A 16,844-nucleotide genomic window follows, 5' to 3' on the forward strand; every position below is an offset into this window, starting at 1 on the left:
CGCTCGCCCCGCACCACGCTCCCCCGCACCCCTGGAGGTACCCCCGATGACCGCACCGGTCGACCCGTCCGAGAAGTTCGCCGCCTACGCGCACCCGGAGCGCCTCGTCTCCACCGAGTGGCTGCAGGAGCAACTCGACGCCGGGGCCGGCGCGCCCGACCTGGTGGTCGTCGAGTCCGATGAGGACGTCCTGCTCTACGAGACGGGGCACATCCCGGGTGCTGTGAAGGTCGACTGGCACACCGACCTCAACGACCCGGTGCAGCGCGACTACATCGACGGCGCCGCCTTCGCCGAGCTCCTCGGCGGCAAGGGCATCGGCCGCGACACCACCGTCGTGATCTACGGCGACAAGAACAACTGGTGGGCGGCCTACGCCCTCTGGGTGTTCACCCTGTTCGGCCACGAGGACGTCCGCCTGCTCGACGGTGGTCGCGGCAAGTGGATCGCCGAGGACCGCGCCCTGACCACCGACGAGACCCTGGTCACGCCCGTCGAGTACCCCGTCGTCGAGCGCCACGACGAGCCCGTCCGCGCCTTCAAGGACGACGTCCTCGCGCACCTCGGCAAGCCGCTCATCGACGTCCGCAGCGCCCCGGAGTACAGCGGGGAGCGCACGACCGCGCCCGACTACCCGGAGGAGGGCGCGCTGCGCGGCGGCCACGTCCCCACCGCCGTGAACATCCCCTGGGCGACGGCCGCCGCCCCCGACGGCACCTTCAAGTCGCGCGACGAGCTCGACGCCGTCTACCGTGACGGCGCCGGCATCGGTGACGCCGACGAGGTCATCGCCTACTGCCGCATCGGTGAGCGCTCGAGCCACACCTGGTTCGTCCTGCAGCACCTGCTCGGCTACGACAACGTCCGCAACTACGACGGCTCGTGGACCGAGTGGGGCAGCGCCGTCCGCGTCCCCATCGTGCAGGGATCCGAGCCGGGTACTGTTCCGAACCGATGAACGCCAGCACCGACGCACCACTCCCCGCCACCCTCGCCGAGATCCGCGACGACTTCCTCGCCCTGGGCCAGAAGGACCGCCTGCAGCTCCTGCTCGAGTTCTCGAACGAGCTGCCAGCGCTACCCGAACGCCTACAGGGGCACGAGGACGAGCTCGAACGCGTCGAGGAGTGCCAGTCCCCCGTCTTCATCACCGTGACGGTGGGCGAGGACGGCGACGCCCCGGACGTGGTCCGGATGCACGCCACCGCCCCGCGCGAGGCGCCGACCACCCGCGGCTTCGCCTCGATCCTGGCGCAGGGCCTGTCCGGCCTGACCGTCGAGCAGGTGCTCGCCGTCCCGACGGACTACCCGTTGACCATCGGCCTGTCCGAGGCGGTCAGCCCGCTGCGTATCCGCGGCATGGTGGGCATGCTCGGACGCGTGCAGCGGCAGGTGCAGGCGGCGGTCGCGTAGACGCGACCCACTGACGGACGGGAGGCGCGGTGCCAGCTGGCACCGCGCCTCCCGTCCGTCCTCCGGTTGCGACTACCGCGCGCTGGCCGCCCCGCGCCGCTGGACCACCTCGGTGAGCCAGGCGAGGATCCGGGCGTCGAACCAGTCGGCGTCGTGGTTCCAGAGTTTGGTGTGCCGGGCCGTGGTCTGGATCTCGAGCCGCACCAGGTCGGGCCGCGCGCGGGCCAGGTCGTGCGAGGCCGAGGACGGAACGAACCCGTCGTCGTCGCTGTGCAGCAGCAGGATCGGCACCGTGAGCTCGTCGGAGCGCGTGACCATGTCGAGCTCGCGCAGGTCCACAGGAGCCTGGAGCCCGGCGAGCCGGTGCAGCACCGGCGTGCGGAGCAGCCGCTGCGCGACCTTGCGGACTGGACGTGGCAGACGCAGGAGCTGGCTCTGCGACTTCAGCACCGCGTGCCAGTCGACGACCGGGGACTCGAGCACCACCCCGTCGACCAGGCCGGCGAAGCGCGAGCGGAGCAGGGTCTGCAGCACGACGGCGCCGCCCATCGACCAGCCCATGAGCACGACGCTCTGGGCGTCCTGCGCGGTGAGCCAGCGGAGGACGGAGTCGATGTCCTCCCACTCGGTGCTGCCGAGGCCGTAGCGGCCGTCGACGCTCGGTGGGGCGACGCCGTCGTTCCGCCACGAGGCGAGCACGACCGAGTACCCGGCGGCGCGGAAGACGGGGACGGCGCGGATCGTCTCGGCACGCGTGACGCCACGGCCGTGCACGAGGACGGCCCAGGGCGCTGCCGGGTCGTCGGCGCGGACGACCCAGGCGGGGGCAGGGCCGTTCGGGGTGGGGATGTCGACGTCCTCGACGGGCACGTCGAGCTCGCCCGGGGTCAGGTAGAACCAGCCGCCCCAGCGACCGCGACGGGCGGCGGTGGGGTCGCCGGCGTCGATCGCGATGATGCGGCGCGTGACGGTGGTGTCGGTCGTGCCGAGGACCTCGCCGACGCGCATGTGGCCGGTGCCGCCGCCGAACCAGAGCGAGTAGCGGCCCTGCAGCTCGGTGTCGGCCGTGCGCTCGATCGTGACGGTCTTCCGGACCGGGTCGACGGCGTGGATCGGGACGCGTTCGTTGCGCTTGCGGTCGGGGGTGACGACCGCACGGGCGACGGCGGCGACGAAGCCACCGATGACGGCCGTCCCCACCGCGGCAGCTGCCAGACCGGCGCCGAGTGCGATGAACCCGGCCGATCGAGCGGTCTCCTGGACGACGTCCTCGGCGGGTCGCGCGGATCGAGACATGGCCCGGAGCCTAGTCTGCATGTGTGTCCGAAACCCGAGAGCCCGACGCCTTCGCGCGGCTCCGCGCGTTCGTGTCCGGCGGCAGCGGCCGTGCCGAGACCACCGTCACCGAGATCCCCTCGCCGACCCGGATCGCACCGTTCTCGATCGCCCTGGCGGCGGACGTGTCCGGCACCGCGCACGGCGTCGAGTCGGACCTGGGAACCGGCCGGTTCATCGCCCTGTACGACCCGGAAGAACCCGAGGGCTGGGGCGGCGCGTTCCGTGTCGTCTCGTTCGCGCAGGCGCCGCTCGAGCCGGAGATCGGCGTCGACGAGTTCGTCGCCGACGTCACGTGGAGCTGGCTCGTCGACGCGCTCGAGTCGCACGGCGCGACGTACGACCACGCCTCGGGCACGGCCACCAAGATCATCTCGCGCGGGTACGGCGACCTCGCCGCACAGGGCGACGGCGCCCAGCTGGAACTCCGCGCGTCGTGGACACCACGCGGCGACGACCTCACCGCACACGTCCGGGCCTGGCAGGACATCGTCGCCATGCTCGCCGGTCTGCCTCCCGCATCGGACGGCGTGACCCTGCTGGCCCCGAGGAGGCTCGCCAAGTGACCGACCCCGCTCCCCAGGACGCCGCTGGATCGACCGGCCCGGCTGCGTCCGCAGCCACGGCTGCCGGATCGACTGCTGCCGCTGCCGCTGCCGCTGCCGGCCCGACTGCCGCCGCCGCTGCCAGCCCTGCCTTCGAGGCATCGCACGACGCCGTCAAGGTCATCGACACGCGCGAGGACTACCTCGAGGCGGTCGCCGCCATCGCCGCCGGCCACGGCCCCGTCGCGGTCGACGCCGAGCGCGCCAGCGGCTACCGCTACTCGCAGCGCGCCTACCTGATCCAGGTCTTCCGCCGCGGTTCCGGTGCGTTCCTGTTCGACCCGATCCCGATCGGCGACTTCTCGGAGCTGCAGACCGCCATCGTCGACGAGGAGTGGCTGTTCCACGCCGCCTCGCAGGACCTGCCGTGCCTGCAGGAGGTCGGCCTCGTCCCGACGCGCATCTTCGACACCGAGCTCGGCGCCCGCATCGCCGGGTTCCCCCGCGTCGGCCTCGGCGCCGTCGTCGAGCAGCTGCTCGGCATCACCCTGGCCAAGGCGCACTCGGCCGCCGACTGGTCGACCCGTCCCCTGCCGCAGTCGTGGCTCGTCTACGCGTCGCTCGACGTCGAGCTGCTGCCCGACCTCCGCGACGCCCTCGCCGAGAAGCTCGACGAGGCCGGCAAGACCCGGATCGCCCAGGAGGAGTTCGACGCGGTCCTGCACCGTGCGCCGAAGCCCGCCCGTGCCGAGCCCTGGCGTCGCCTGTCCGGCATGCACGCGCTCCGTGGTGCGCGAGCACTGGCGATCGCCCGGTCGCTCTGGCTCGCTCGCGACGAGTACGCCCGACAGGCGGACATCGCCCCCGGGCGCACGATCCCCGACTCGGCGATCGTCGCCGCCGCGGCCGCTGCACCCGAGTCCCGCGCCGAACTCGGTGCGCTGAAGACGTTCACGGGCCGCGCCAGCCGTTCCGAGCTCGACCGCTGGTGGGCCGCCGTCGAGGAAGGCCGCACCACCGAGGACCTCCCCCGTCTGCGCGGTGGCGGCGAGGCGACGCTGCCCCCGCCCCGCGCCTGGGCGGACCGCAACCCGGCCGCCGACCGCCGGTACAAGGCCGCGCGCGCCGCGGTGACGAAGCGTGCCGAGGAACTCGACATCCCGCTCGAGAACCTGCTCACGCCGGAGACGCTCCGGCTCGTGTCGTGGGCCCCGCCGTCGCCGCCGTCGACCGAACTGGTCGGCGCCGCCCTCGCCGAGCACGACGCCCGCCCGTGGCAGGTCGAGGAACTCGCGTCGATCATCGCCTCGGCCTTTGTGGCTGCTGCACAGCGGCCCGCGGCGACGGACGACGACGAGTCGTAGGAACTGCCCAACCGGCATGCGGCCGCCCAGGCTGGGGGCATAGCGTCGGGAGGGTCGCCGGGCGAGGCCCGGCCAGGCCGGAGCGACCTGCGTTCCGGCCCGATCGATGAGGATCTGGGAGGCCCGGATTGCCAAAGGCATCAGACGTCGTGTTCGTGGACGGCGTTCGCACACCGTTCGGACGAGCCGGCGAGAAGGGGGTGTTCTGGAAGACCCGGTCCGACGACCTCGCGGTGCACGCGATGCGCGGACTGCTCGACCGGAACGCCTTCGACACCGCAGCGGTGGACGACGTCGCCGTCGCGGCCACCACGCAGCAGGGTGACCAGGGGCTGACGCTCGGGCGCACCGTCGGCATGCTCGCTGGTCTGCCGAAGTCGGTGCCCGGCTACGCGATCGACCGCATGTGCGCCGGTGCCATGACGAGCGTCACGACGCTCGCCGGCGCCATCGCCTTCGGCGCCGCCGACATCGCGATCGCCGGTGGTGTCGAGCACATGGGCCGGCACCCGATGGGCTTCAACGCCGACCCGAACCCGCGCTTCGTCGCGGAGCGCATGGTCTCGAGCGACGCCCTCGTCATGGGCGCCACCGCCGAGCGCCTGCACGACCGCTTCCCCGCGATCACGAAGGACCGCACGGACGCCTACGCCGTCCAGTCCCAGCAGCGCTACGCCGCCGCCTGGGCGAACGGCAAGCTCCAGCCGGACGTCATCCCGGTCGAGGTCAACAAGGGCGACGGCTGGGACGTCGTCAGCACCGACGAGCCGCCGCGGCCGGGGACCACCCTGGAGGCGCTGGCCGCGTTGAAGACGCCGTTCCGGCCCCACGGACGGGTCACCGCCGGCAACGCCGCCGGTCTGAACGACGGTGCCACCATGAGCCTGCTCGCGTCCGAGGACGGCGCGAAGCAGCACGGGCTGTCGACGAAGATGCGCATGGTCTCGTTCGCCTTCGCCGGCGTCGAGCCCGAGGTCATGGGCGTCGGGCCGGTCCCCGCGACCGACAAGGCCCTGGCGAAGGCCGGGCTGTCGATCGACGACATCGGCCTGTTCGAGATCAACGAGGCGTTCGCCGTCCAGGTGCTCGCGTTCCTCGACAACTACGGCATCGCCCAGGACTCCCCGAACGTGAACGCCTGGGGCGGCGCGATCGCCGTCGGCCACCCGCTCGCGTCGAGTGGTGTCCGGCTGATGAACCAGCTCGCCGCACAGTTCGCCGAGCGACCGGACGTCAAGTACGGCATCACCACGATGTGCATCGGGCTCGGCCAGGGCGGCACCGTCATCTGGGAGAACCCGAACCACAGCAAGTCGGCCGAGCGTTCGGCTCGGAAGGGGGCGTGACCATGACCATCGTCGACAACGACCGACTGGCCGAACTCAGCGAGGACGAGGTCGTCACGCACTCGTTCGTCAAGCACGTCACGATGCCCTCGGGTGGCACGCTGGCGCTCATCACGCTCGACAACGGCAAGGACTACAAGCGGCCGAACACCCTCGGGCCCCGCACGCTCCGTGAGCTGTCCGGCGTGCTCGACACCCTGAAGACCGAGGCCGCCGCGGGCACGATCCATGGCGTCGCGATCACCGGCAAGGAGTACTGCTTCGCCGCCGGCGCCGACCTGTCGCAGGCAGCGGCGGTCCCGTCGCGCGAGGCCGCCCACGACCTGGCCGCCCTCGGGCACGCCACGCTCCGCAAGTTCGCCGACCTCGGGGTGCCGTCGTTCGCGTTCGTGAACACCCTGGCGCTCGGCGGTGGGCTCGAGATCGCCCTGCACTGCACCTACCGGGCGTTCTCGTCCGCGGCGCAGGGCATCGGCCTGCCCGAGGTGTTCCTCGGCATCATCCCCGGCTGGGGCGGCGCGACGCTGCTCCCCCGCCTGATCGGTCCGGAGCGCGCGCTCCGCGTCATCGTCGAGAACCCGCTCAAGAACAACCGTCTGATGGACGGCCCGGCCGCGGTCGAGATCGGCATCGGCGACGTGCTCGTCCCGTCCGTCACGTTCCTGCCCTCGGCCGTGGCCTGGGCGGACGGCGTCATCACCGGCACGACCAAGGTGGTGCGGAAGAACGAACCAGGCATGCTCGAGAAGGCTGCCTGGGGCACCGTCGTCAAGGTCGCCCGCGGACAGGTCGCCTCGAAGATCGGCACCGTGCCGAAGTCGCCGTTCCGGGCGCTCGACCTCGTGGCCGCCGCCAAGTCGGGCTCGCTCGACGAACGGTTCGCCGACGAGGACGAGGCCCTCGCCGACCTCATCTCGGGCGACCAGTTCGCCGCGTCGATGTACGCCTTCGACCTCGTGCAGAAGCGTGCGAAGAAGCCCGTCGGCGCTCCCGAGGGCGTCGAGCCGAAGAAGATCACGAAGGTCGGCGTCCTCGGCGCCGGGCTGATGGCGTCGCAGTTCGCGCTGCTGTTCGCCCGACGTCTGGGCGTCCCCGTCGTCATCACCGACGTCGACCAGTCCCGTGTGGACGCCGGCGTCGAGCGGATCCGCGGCGAGGTCGCGAAGCTGCTCGACAAGGGCCGGATCTCCCCCGACGACGCGAACCGCATCACCGCACTCGTCAGCGGCTCGGTGTCCTACGACGCCTTCGCCGACGCCGACTGGGTGATCGAGGCCGTCTTCGAGGAGATGACCGTCAAGCAGGAGGTCCTCCGGAAGATCGAGCAGGTCATCGCGCCGGACGCCATCCTCGCCACGAACACGTCGTCGCTCTCCGTCGACGAGATGGCGTCGGTGCTCACCAACCCGGAGCGGCTCGTCGGCTTCCACTTCTTCAACCCGGTCGCGGTCATGCCGCTGCTCGAGGTGGTGCGCGCGGCGAAGACCTCGGACGAGGCCCTCGTCACCGCTCTCGCCGTCGCGAAGACCCTGAAGAAGACCGCGATCATCACCGCGGACCAGCCGGGCTTCGTCGTCAACAGGGTGCTCGCGCGGGTGCTCGGCGAGGCGATGCGTGGCGTCGAGGAAGGGACCTCGTTCGACACCGTCGCCCAGGGTGCCGCGCCCCTCGGCCTGCCGATGTCGCCGTTCGAGCTGCTCGAGCTCGTCGGGCTTCCGGTCGGCGCGCACGTGCTCGACTCGCACCACGCGGCCTGGCCGGAGCGCTTCTACCCCGGTGACGGGCTGAAGAAGATCGCCGAGCACGGGACGATCCTGACCCGCGACAAGAAGGGCAACGCGACCGGGTACGACCCCGCCGCCGTGAAGCTCGTCGCGCCGTCCAAGAAGGACGCGAAGCCCGTCGACGCCGCCGAGATGCAACGCCGGTTCGAGGACGCCCTGGCCGACGAGCTGCACCGCATGCTCGAGGACCGGGTCGTCGAGCACGTCGAGGAGATCGACCTCGGGCTCATCCTCGGTGCGGGGTACCCGTTCCAGGCCGGTGGCATCAGCCCGTACCTCGACCGCTCCGGTGCGTCCGAGCGGGTCTTCAGCGGCACGTTCCACGAGCCCCGGATCGTCGGCCCCGCTTCCCGCTAGAGCCGACTCGGTCTCGAAGGCGGCACCGCCGCACAACCAGAGTCACCCCGAACCGCGGATCGCCGTGGTTCGGGGTGACTCCGGTTGTGCCGGACGATCGCGAACCGCCGCCATCGACAGCAGCCCGGACGTCAGCCGCCCACGCAGTCGTTGCTGCCGCTGAAGCACGGTGGCACCGACGACCGGGGCGCCGGCGGATCGGGCGGCTCGTTGTCGTACGACGTGAAGTAGGCACCGCTGTGCGTCACGACGAGCACGTAGTCCGCCCCGCTCGCCCGCACGGCGTCGTCTCGTCGGTCGACACCGAGTCCCGGCGCGGACTGCACGACGGACGATCCGTCTGGTTGCCACAGTCCGAGTGACTGGTCCCAACCACGGACCCGGACGACGGCGAACCGGTCCTGGCCGACATCGCTGCCGAGTGCGATCGACTGCCGCCCACCGACATCGATCAAGGACGGTGTCGATCCGTCCGGCCGGATCGCCTGCGCCACGAGGTCCTCGTCGGTCAGGCCGCCTGCACGAAGCGCTGGGCCGACGATGCGCACCGCGTCGACCGGTGTGGTCGCACCGTCGATCGTGTAGACCGCTCCGGCGTCGATCCGGCACGTGGTTCCTGCAGCGGGCTGGAAGAAGCCGGAGTTGCTCGCGTGCCCGCAGGAGTCGGTCCAGGTGGCATCGACCCGGTGGACCGCTTCCCCGCCATCCCAGTCGATCACGCGGTGCATCGTCTGTCTGGCACCGACCCGGGCATCAGCACCGAGCTCCGGCGCGACCGAACCGTCGTTCATCGCCGAACACCCCGAAGTCAGCGCCAACACGGCGAGGCAGAGCCCCACCGTCACCGTCCTGAGCCCCCGTCGCATGTGGCGATCCTGCCAGACGTCCCCGTGGCACATGCCCCTCGCGGCATGGCAGCACGGCGGCAAGGCGGCCCCCCACCGAACCAGGTTCCGGACACAGCACCGCGGAGGAACGTGGTGCCGTGTCCGGAACCTGGTTCCGAGCGGTCAGCCGTCAGGCGTCAGCGGTCGGACGCCGCCGACTCGCGGGAGCGCGCGGGCTTCGCCTGCGGCAACTTCGTCCCGACGACCTGGTCGATGACGTCGCGGGCGATGGCCTGCGCCGTCAGCCCTGCGTCGGCGAGGATCTGCGACCGGGTCGCGTGGTCGATGAACGCGTCGGGCAGCCCGAGCTCGTTGACCCCGGTGTCGACCCCGGCGGCACGGAGATCCTGCCGCAGCCGGGTCCCGACGCCCCCGACCCGCACGCCGTCCTCGATGGTGATGACGAGCCGGTGTGAGCGCGAGAGCTCGATCAGCGACGCGGGGATCGGCACCACCCAACGCGGGTCCACGACGGTGACGCCGATGCCCTGCGCCTCGAGCAGCGCCGCGGCCTCGAGCGCCACCGGCACCATCGACCCGACGGCGACGAAGAGCACGTCCTCGACGTCGTCCGCGGCGGCGTGCAGGACGTCCACACCATCCGGGAGACGACGGACCGCGGGGATGTCCGGCCCGACCTGCCCCTTCGACCACCGCAGCACGGTGGGGGCGTCGTCGACGGCGATCGCCTCGCGGAACTCCTCGCGCAGGGTCGCAGCATCGCGGGGCGCGGCGATCCGGATCCCCGGCACGACCTGCAGCAGCGCGACGTCCCACATGCCGTGGTGCGAGGGGCCGTCCGGGCCGGTGATGCCGGCACGGTCGAGCACGAACGTCACGCCGGCCTTGTGCAGGGCGACGTCCATCAGCACCTGGTCGAACGCACGGTTCAGGAACGTCGCGTAGAGCGCCACCACGGGGTGGAGTCCCCCGTAGGCCAGACCCGCGGCGGTCGTCACGGCGTGCTGCTCGGCGATGCCGACGTCGTACACGCGGTCGGGGTGCTGCTCCTGGAACAGGTGCAGCCCGGTCGGCCGGAGCATCGCCGCCGTGATCGCGACGATCCGGGGATCCGAGGCGCCGGCATCGGCCAGGGAGGACGCGAACACCGAGGTCCACGACGGACCCGATGCGGCGTCGAGCGACTCCCCCGTCTCCGGGTCGATGTGCCCGACGGCGTGGAACTGGTCGGCCTGGTCGCGCAGGGCGGGCTCGAAGCCGTGGCCCTTCTCGGTGATCGCGTGCACGATCACGGGAGCGCCGTACTCCTTCGCCTGCCGGAGCGCTGCCTCCATCGCCTGCTGGTCGTGCCCGTTCACCGGGCCGATGTACTTGATGTCGAGGTTCGAGTACAGCGCCTCGTTGTTCGTCAGCCGCGACAGGAAGCCGTGCAGGCCCCCGCGCATGCCCCGGTACACCGCACGACCCGGAGCGCCGAACCGCGCCGCCACGGCCTGCGTGCCCTCGTACAGGGCCCGGTACTCGCGCCGCGTGCGCACGGAGCTGAGGAACCGCGCCATGCCACCGATCGTCGGGGCGTAGGAGCGGCCGTTGTCGTTGACGACGATGACCAGGCGCCGGTCGTTGTCGTCGGAGATGTTGTTGAGCGCCTCCCACGTCATCCCGCCGGTGAGGGCACCGTCCCCGACCACCGCGACGACGGTGCGGTCGGTCTGCCCGGTCTGCCCGAACGCGCGGGAGATGCCGTCGGCCCACGACAGCGACGACGACGCGTGCGAGGACTCGACGATGTCGTGCTCGGACTCGCTCCGCTGCGGGTAGCCGGCGATGCCGCCGCGTTCGCGCAGCTTGGAGAAGTCCTGGCGCCCGGTGACGAGCTTGTGCACGTACGACTGGTGCCCGGTGTCGAAGACGAACGGGTCGTTCGGCGAGTCGAACACGCGGTGCATCGCGAGCGTCAGCTCCACGACGCCCAGGTTCGGCCCGAGGTGCCCGCCGGTCTTCGCGACCTCGGCGACCAGGAAGCGCCGGATCTCGGCGGCGAGGTCGGTCATCTGCGCGTCGGAGAGACGCTTCAGGTCGCGCGGCGACGTGATGCTGGCGAGCAGGCTCACGGGCGCTCCTTTCGTGGGGCTGTCGGCCCACTCTATTCTCGGGACCCGACAACGGACGGGAGGCCCGTGGCGGTGTCGCCACGGGCCTCCCGTCCGTCCTGTGGTCGCGTCAGCGACCCGTGCGTACGTCGCTCCTGTCGTTCAACGGACTCAGACGAGCGAGCGGAGCACGTACTGCAGGATGCCGCCGTTGCGGTAGTAGTCGGCCTCGCCGGGGGTGTCGATGCGGACGACCGCGTCGAACTCGATCGGCTGCTTGCCGGCCGGCGAGTGCTCGCTCGGCGTCGCGGTGACGTGCACCGTCTTCGGGGTGCGGCCCTCGTTCAGCTCGGTCAGCCCGGAGATCGAGACGACCTCGGTGCCGTCGAGCCCGAGGGACTCGACCGTCTCGCCCGCCGGGAACTGCAGCGGGACGACGCCCATGCCGATGAGGTTCGAGCGGTGGATCCGCTCGAAGCTCTCGGTGATGACCGCACGGACACCGAGCAGGTTCGTGCCCTTGGCAGCCCAGTCACGGGACGAGCCGGAGCCGTACTCCTTGCCACCGAAGATGACGAGCGGGATGCCCTGCTCCTGGTAGTGCTGCGAGGCGTCGTAGATGAACGACTGCGCACCGTCCGGCGTCGTGAAGTCACGGGTGTACCCGCCCTCCACGCCGTCGAGCAGTTGGTTGCGCAGACGGATGTTCGCGAACGTGCCGCGGATCATGACCTCGTGGTTGCCGCGACGCGAGCCGTAGGAGTTGAAGTCCTTGCGGTCGACGCCGTGCTCGGCGAGGTACTGGCCGGCGGGGCTGTCGGCCTTGATCGAACCGGCCGGCGAGATGTGGTCGGTCGTGACCGAGTCGCCGAGCTTCGCGAGCACCCGGGCGCCGGAGATGTCCGACACCGCGTCGGGCTGCATCGTCATGCCCTCGAAGTACGGGGGCTTCCGGACGTAGGTCGACTCCTGGTCCCACTCGAAGGTGTCGCCGGTCGGGGTCGGCAGGTTCTTCCAGCGGTCGTCGCCCTCGAACACGGAGCCGTACTCGTGGGTGAACATCTCGGTGTCGATCGACTCGTCGATGACCTGCTGCACCTCGGCCGCGTCGGGCCAGATGTCGGTCAGGTAGACGTCGTTGCCGTCCTGGTCGGTGCCGAGGGCGTCCTTGTCGAAGTCGAAGTGCATCGACCCGGCGAGGGCGTAGGCGATGACCAGCGGCGGGGACGCCAGGTAGTTCATCTTGACGTCGGGGTTGATCCGGCCCTCGAAGTTGCGGTTGCCCGAGAGCACCGCAGTGACGGCGAGGTCGTTGTCCTGCACGGCCTGCGAGATCTCCTCGGGCAGCGGGCCCGAGTTGCCGATGCAGGTGGTGCAGCCGTAGCCGACCGTGTAGAAGCCGAGCTGCTCGAGGTAGGTGGTGAGACCGGCCTTCTCGTAGTAGTCGGTGACGACCTTCGACCCGGGCGCGAGGGTGGTCTTCACCCAGGGCTTCGCGGTGAGGCCCTTCTTCGCGGCGTTCCGGGCGAGGATGCCGGCGGCCATCATGACCGACGGGTTCGACGTGTTCGTGCACGAGGTGATCGCGGCGATCGCGACGGCACCGTGGTCGATCGTGAACGGGTCGGCCCCGTCCATCGCGACCTTCGTCGGCGCCGAGGCGGTCGACGGGGCGCTCGACACGTGCACGTGCTCGTGCAGTGACGTGTCCTCGTTGGTCGAGCCGGCGGCGATCGGGTCGGAGGCCGGGAACGTCTCCTCGACCGCGTCGTCGAGGTCGGTCTGCTCGGACGGCGTCGTGTAGTTGTTCAGGTCGAGCTCGAACTGGCTCTTCGCGTTCGTCAGCTCGATGCGGTCCTGCGGACGCTTCGGGCCCGAGATGGAGGGCACGACGGTGGAGAGGTCGAGCTCCATGTACTCGGAGTAGTTCGGCTCGACCGACGCGTCGTGCCACAGGCCCTGGGCCTTGGAGTACGCCTCGACCAGGGCGATCTGCGCCTCGTCGCGACCGGTCAGCCGCAGGTAGTCCAGGGTGACGTCGTCGACCGGGAAGATCGCCGCCGTCGAACCGAACTCGGGCGACATGTTGCCGATGGTGGCGCGGTTGGCGAGCGGGACGGCGCCGACGCCCTCGCCGTAGAACTCGACGAACTTGCCGACGACGCCGTGCTTGCGGAGCTCCTGGGTGATGGTGAGCACCACGTCGGTCGCGGTCACGCCGGCCGGGATCTCACCGGAGAGCTTGAAGCCGACGACCTTCGGGATGAGCATCGACACGGGCTGGCCGAGCATCGCGGCCTCGGCCTCGATGCCACCGACGCCCCAGCCGAGCACGCCGAGGCCGTTCACCATCGTGGTGTGCGAGTCGGTACCGACCAGGGTGTCCGGGTACGCGTAGGTCTCGCCGTCGAAGTCACGCGTGTAGGTGACCTTCGCCAGGTACTCGATGTTCACCTGGTGGACGATGCCGGTGCCCGGCGGGACGACCTTGAAGTCCTCGAACGCGGTCTGGCCCCAGCGGAGGAACTGGTAGCGCTCACCGTTCCGCTCGTACTCCAGGTCCGTGTTGCGCTGCAAGGCGTCCGTGCTGCCGAACAGGTCGGCGATGACGGAGTGGTCGATGACCATCTCGGCCGGGGACAGCGGGTTGATCTTGTTCGGGTCGCCGCCGATGTCCGCCATGGCCTCGCGCATGGTGGCGAGGTCGACGATGCACGGCACACCCGTGAAGTCCTGCATGACGACGCGCGCCGGCGAGAACTGGATCTCGGTGTCGGGTTCCGCGTCGGGACGCCAGGAGCCGAGCGCCCGGATCTGTCCCTCGGTGACGTTCTTGCCGTCCTCGGTGCGGAGGAGGTTCTCGAGCAGCACCTTCAGGCTGTAGGGCAACTTCTCGTGCCCGGGAACCGAGTCGATCCGGTGGATCGCGTAGTCGACACCCCCAACCGACAGTGTGTCCTTCGAGCCGAAGCTATTGACTGCAGCCACCGTGCCGCCTCCCTACTGATCGGTTTGCCCTCATCCTCGCGGGCCGTGGACCGTCCCACCAGCAAGGCAAACCTAATCCCGAGGACGCGTGCGCGCCCTGCGAGAACTATCTTGATGTCGAGAGAACTCTACACCGGGGCGACGTCGTCGCGTCGGACGAACACGGTGCGGACCAGCAGCCAGGTCACCCAGAGCACCGCCGCGTACAGCGGCACGCCGAGGATGAGCTTCAGCCCGGCGAGCAGTTCGACCTGCGCCGTCAGGTACAGCGGGACCTCCACCGCGAGCCGGACCGCGAACAGCCCGACCCAGATCCAGGTGGCGACCGTCAGCACGCGGCGCTTGACGGGGTCGGCGCGCCAGTCGACGTGCGAGCCGTCCTCGTTCGCGGGCAGCAGGAACCCGACGACGAGCCCGATGAGCGGCCAGCGGATCGCCAGCGTGATCAGCAGTCCGACGAGCCAGACCGCGTTGATGACGATCCCGGGGATGAAGTTGCTCTCCGCGCGGCCGGTGATGAGCGCCAGGCCGGCCGAGACCGCGACGCCGAGGATGCCCGCGAACGACATCGTCACCGACTGCCGCTGCAGCAGCCGGAGCACCACGAACACCAGGCCGACCGCAACCGGGATCACGACGCTCGGCACGAGCTCCTTCGTGATCGCGTAGACGACCAGGAACGCGAACCCGGGCAGCACCGACTCGGCGAGCCCGCGCACCCCGCCGACCGCGCCGAGCAGCGCCCGGCCGGACGGCGCCTCACCGGGTGCCACGCGGGCGATGCCGGCGTTCTGCACGGCGTCACGGAACTGCGCGGAGAACGACGGCGCCACCGAGGGCTCAGCAGCCGGTGCAGCGGGGTCGGAGCCAGCCGTCTCGGGTCGTGGGGTGTCGTCGTGGTCCGGCACCGTGCCTCCAGGCGGGGTTGGTCGTCAGTCGGTCAGATCGCGGTCTGCGTCGACTTGGGCATGTGCAGCGGGATGAGGTCGCGCGGCGGCATCGGCGTCGTGCCGCGCACGACGACGACGCTGCGGAACAGCTCCTCGATCTCGCTCGCGTCGTCGGGCTGCTCGGCGGCCTTGCCGGCGATCACGCCGCGCAGGAACCAGCGCGGGCCGTCGACGCCGACGAACCGGGCCGGGCGGGAGCCGGCGGTGCCACCGTCGCCGTCCACGGCGACCGGGACGGACGCGCGCAGCTCGGGGCCGAACGGGCCGTCGACCTCGGTCACGACACCGCCCTGGCGCTCGATCTGCTCGGCGATCTGCGCGCGGATCTCGTGCCACAGGCCGGTGGACCGGGGTGCTGCGAACGGCTGGACCTGCAGCGTGGACTCGTCGTAGTCGAGCCCGACCGCGACGACGCGCTGCGAGCCCTCCTCGACCTCGAGGCGCAGGTGCAGGCCCTCGCGCGGGAGCACCTTCACCCCGCCCAGGTCGACGTAGGGGCGGACCAGGTTCGCCTCGGTCTCGTCGTGGGGGCCGTTCTCGGCCCGGTCCTCCGGAGCGGACTTGTCCGTCGGGGCGACCGCGTCGACCTCGTCGAGGTCCGCGTCGGCATCCGTCGCGATGTCGACCTCGGGGGACGTGTCTGCGACCTCGATGTCGTCGGCGACGGCGTCCGCCACCTCGACCTCGTCCCGCTTGCGTCGGCCGAACTTCATGCGCGCGTTCCTTCCTGAGCGTCTGCGGCGGCACCGGTCACGGCGTCGCTCCGGTCACCGTAGCCCGACGAGCCGAACCCGCCCTGTCCGCGGACGCTGTCCGGCAGGTCGTCGACCCGGGTGTAGGTCACCTGCGGCACCGGCATCACGATCAACTGGGCGATGCGGTCGCCGACGTGCACCTCGTACGGTTCCGTCTGGTCGGTGTTGAGCAGGGCGACCTTGATCTCCCCGCGGTAGCCGGAGTCGACGGTGCCGGGGCTGTTCACGATCGTGATGCCGTGCTTCGCCGCCAGACCGCTCCGCGGGACCACGAACGCGGCGTACCCCTCGGGCAGCGCGATGCGCAGGCCCGTTGCGGCCAGGTGTCGCTCCCCCGGCTGCAGCACGAAGGCCTCGGTGGAGACGAGATCGGCACCCGCGTCGCCGGGGTGGGCGTGGCCGGGAGCGTGCTCCCCGGTCCAGAGGACGTCGACTGGTTCGGTCACGTGACGAGGGTAGTGCAGCCGTGACCGTTCCGTGACCTCGCTCGCTCGTGATCGAATGGACCCGTGACCCTGTACCGCGAACGACTCTGGGCCCCGCCCGCCCTCTACCTGGCGACGGCGCTCGTCATCCCCGCCACCCTGCTCGTCTTCCTCCCCATCAGCGTCCTGGCCGGCGTCCTCGTGGCGATCGGGATGGAGCTCGGGGTCCTGGTCCTCCTGTGGGCACTCGCACCCACCATCGAGGTCACCGACACCGAGTTCCGCGCGGGCAAGGCACACCTCCCCCGCACGCTCGTCGGCACGACCGAGGCGTTCGAGGGCGCAGCGGCCACCGAGCAGCGCGGGCCGGCACTCGACGCCCGCGCCTGGACCCTCTTCCGCGGCTACGTCCGCGGGGTCGTCAAGGTCGAGGTGCGCGACGACGCGGACCCGACGCCCTACTGGCTGGTCAGCGTCCGGCACCCGGGCAAGGTCGTCGAGGCGCTGCGGTCCTGACGGACCACGGTCCACGGCCTGGAGGCGCGGCTCGGCCCCGCCTCGCAGCACACGACGAAGGCCCCGCATCCCTGGAGGATGCGGGGCCTTCGCTGATCGTTGCGTCGAGAGCGACGCGGCTGTGC

At 71.0% G+C, this 16,844-nt stretch carries 14 protein-coding genes; 7 read left to right on the top strand and 7 right to left on the bottom strand.

From position 1 onward, the window contains the following. The first annotated feature begins 46 nt into the window (after window positions 1-46). A complete protein-coding gene (locus DEJ12_RS11825) occupies window positions 47-958 on the top strand; it encodes a sulfurtransferase (RefSeq protein ID WP_111030146.1) in 912 nt (303 codons plus the stop codon). Next, window positions 955-1,413, top strand: a complete 459-nt coding sequence (locus DEJ12_RS11830) for a SufE family protein (protein WP_027465483.1) — start codon at window positions 955-957, stop codon at window positions 1,411-1,413. The genes DEJ12_RS11825 and DEJ12_RS11830 overlap by 4 nt, the downstream gene beginning before the upstream one ends. A 72-nt stretch (window positions 1,414-1,485) precedes the next feature. Here DEJ12_RS11830 and DEJ12_RS11835 read toward each other — a convergent pair whose 3' ends face one another. After that, on the bottom strand, window positions 1,486-2,709 hold the full coding sequence (locus tag DEJ12_RS11835) for an alpha/beta fold hydrolase (protein WP_181433183.1): 1,224 nt from the start codon (window positions 2,707-2,709) through the stop codon (window positions 1,486-1,488). 23 nt (window positions 2,710-2,732) lie between these two features. Here DEJ12_RS11835 and DEJ12_RS11840 point away from each other — a divergent pair, with 23 nt between their 5' ends. The 4 genes from DEJ12_RS11840 (at window position 2,733) to DEJ12_RS11855 (ending at window position 8,144) form a co-directional block, all read left to right on the top strand. Then, the gene (locus DEJ12_RS11840) at window positions 2,733-3,314 is read left to right on the top strand and encodes a DUF3000 domain-containing protein (RefSeq protein WP_017886108.1); all 582 of its coding nucleotides are present in this window, start codon (window positions 2,733-2,735) and stop codon (window positions 3,312-3,314) included. Then, on the top strand, window positions 3,311-4,657 hold the full coding sequence (locus tag DEJ12_RS11845; RefSeq protein ID WP_375334590.1) for a ribonuclease D: 1,347 nt from the start codon (window positions 3,311-3,313) through the stop codon (window positions 4,655-4,657). Before DEJ12_RS11840 ends, DEJ12_RS11845 begins: the two co-directional genes overlap by 4 nt. A 128-nt stretch (window positions 4,658-4,785) precedes the next feature. Then, the gene (locus tag DEJ12_RS11850; protein WP_111030148.1) at window positions 4,786-6,003 is read left to right on the top strand and encodes a thiolase family protein; all 1,218 of its coding nucleotides are present in this window, start codon (window positions 4,786-4,788) and stop codon (window positions 6,001-6,003) included. A gap of 2 nt (window positions 6,004-6,005) precedes the next feature. Next, window positions 6,006-8,144, top strand: a complete 2,139-nt coding sequence (locus tag DEJ12_RS11855; RefSeq protein ID WP_111030149.1) for a 3-hydroxyacyl-CoA dehydrogenase NAD-binding domain-containing protein — start codon at window positions 6,006-6,008, stop codon at window positions 8,142-8,144. 131 nt (window positions 8,145-8,275) lie between these two features. Here the strand turns inward: DEJ12_RS11855 and DEJ12_RS11860 are convergent, their stop codons facing one another. The 6 genes from DEJ12_RS11860 to dut all read right to left on the bottom strand — a co-directional run bounded on the left by DEJ12_RS11860 (window position 8,276) and on the right by dut (window position 16,224). Continuing rightward, window positions 8,276-8,863 carry a hypothetical protein gene (locus DEJ12_RS11860; RefSeq protein WP_146245616.1) on the bottom strand — a complete coding sequence of 196 codons (588 nt, stop codon included), beginning with the start codon at window positions 8,861-8,863 and terminating at the stop codon, window positions 8,276-8,278. A gap of 305 nt (window positions 8,864-9,168) precedes the next feature. Then, window positions 9,169-11,106, bottom strand: a complete 1,938-nt coding sequence (gene dxs / locus DEJ12_RS11865) for a 1-deoxy-D-xylulose-5-phosphate synthase (protein WP_111030151.1) — start codon at window positions 11,104-11,106, stop codon at window positions 9,169-9,171. Window positions 11,107-11,256: 150 nt separating this feature from the next. Beyond that, window positions 11,257-14,073 carry an aconitate hydratase AcnA gene (gene acnA / locus DEJ12_RS11870; RefSeq protein ID WP_111030152.1) on the bottom strand — a complete coding sequence of 939 codons (2,817 nt, stop codon included), beginning with the start codon at window positions 14,071-14,073 and terminating at the stop codon, window positions 11,257-11,259. A gap of 128 nt (window positions 14,074-14,201) precedes the next feature. Continuing rightward, complete coding sequence (locus DEJ12_RS11875; RefSeq protein ID WP_111030153.1) at window positions 14,202-14,981, bottom strand: DUF3159 domain-containing protein; 780 nt, start codon at window positions 14,979-14,981, stop codon at window positions 14,202-14,204. A gap of 32 nt (window positions 14,982-15,013) precedes the next feature. Further along, window positions 15,014-15,736 (bottom strand): DUF3710 domain-containing protein, encoded by a 723-nt coding sequence (locus DEJ12_RS11880; protein WP_027465470.1) that lies wholly within the window; start codon window positions 15,734-15,736, stop codon window positions 15,014-15,016. Continuing rightward, window positions 15,733-16,224 (bottom strand): dUTP diphosphatase, encoded by a 492-nt coding sequence (gene dut, locus DEJ12_RS11885; protein WP_071403948.1) that lies wholly within the window; start codon window positions 16,222-16,224, stop codon window positions 15,733-15,735. Before dut ends, DEJ12_RS11880 begins: the two co-directional genes overlap by 4 nt. A gap of 63 nt (window positions 16,225-16,287) precedes the next feature. On the opposite strand from dut, the gene DEJ12_RS11890 reads away from it, so the two are divergent. Further along, window positions 16,288-16,719 (top strand): DUF3093 domain-containing protein, encoded by a 432-nt coding sequence (locus tag DEJ12_RS11890; protein ID WP_110859581.1) that lies wholly within the window; start codon window positions 16,288-16,290, stop codon window positions 16,717-16,719. Window positions 16,720-16,844: the final 125 nt, after the last annotated feature.

It is taken from the genome of Curtobacterium sp. MCLR17_059 (genome assembly GCF_003234665.1).
Taxonomy (GTDB): Bacteria; Actinomycetota; Actinomycetes; order Actinomycetales; family Microbacteriaceae; genus Curtobacterium; species Curtobacterium flaccumfaciens.

Excerpts from the sequence above, each read along its gene's own strand:
- DEJ12_RS11825 (WP_111030146.1), top strand. The coding sequence starts at position 47 with ATGACCGCACCGGTCGACCCGTCCGAGAAGTTCGCCGCCTACGCGCAC.
- DEJ12_RS11830 (WP_027465483.1), top strand. The coding sequence starts at position 955 with ATGAACGCCAGCACCGACGCACCACTCCCCGCCACCCTCGCCGAGATC.
- DEJ12_RS11835 (WP_181433183.1), bottom strand. The coding sequence starts at position 2,709 with ATGTCTCGATCCGCGCGACCCGCCGAGGACGTCGTCCAGGAGACCGCT.
- DEJ12_RS11855 (WP_111030149.1), top strand. The coding sequence starts at position 6,006 with ATGACCATCGTCGACAACGACCGACTGGCCGAACTCAGCGAGGACGAG.
- DEJ12_RS11880 (WP_027465470.1), bottom strand. The coding sequence starts at position 15,736 with ATGAAGTTCGGCCGACGCAAGCGGGACGAGGTCGAGGTGGCGGACGCC.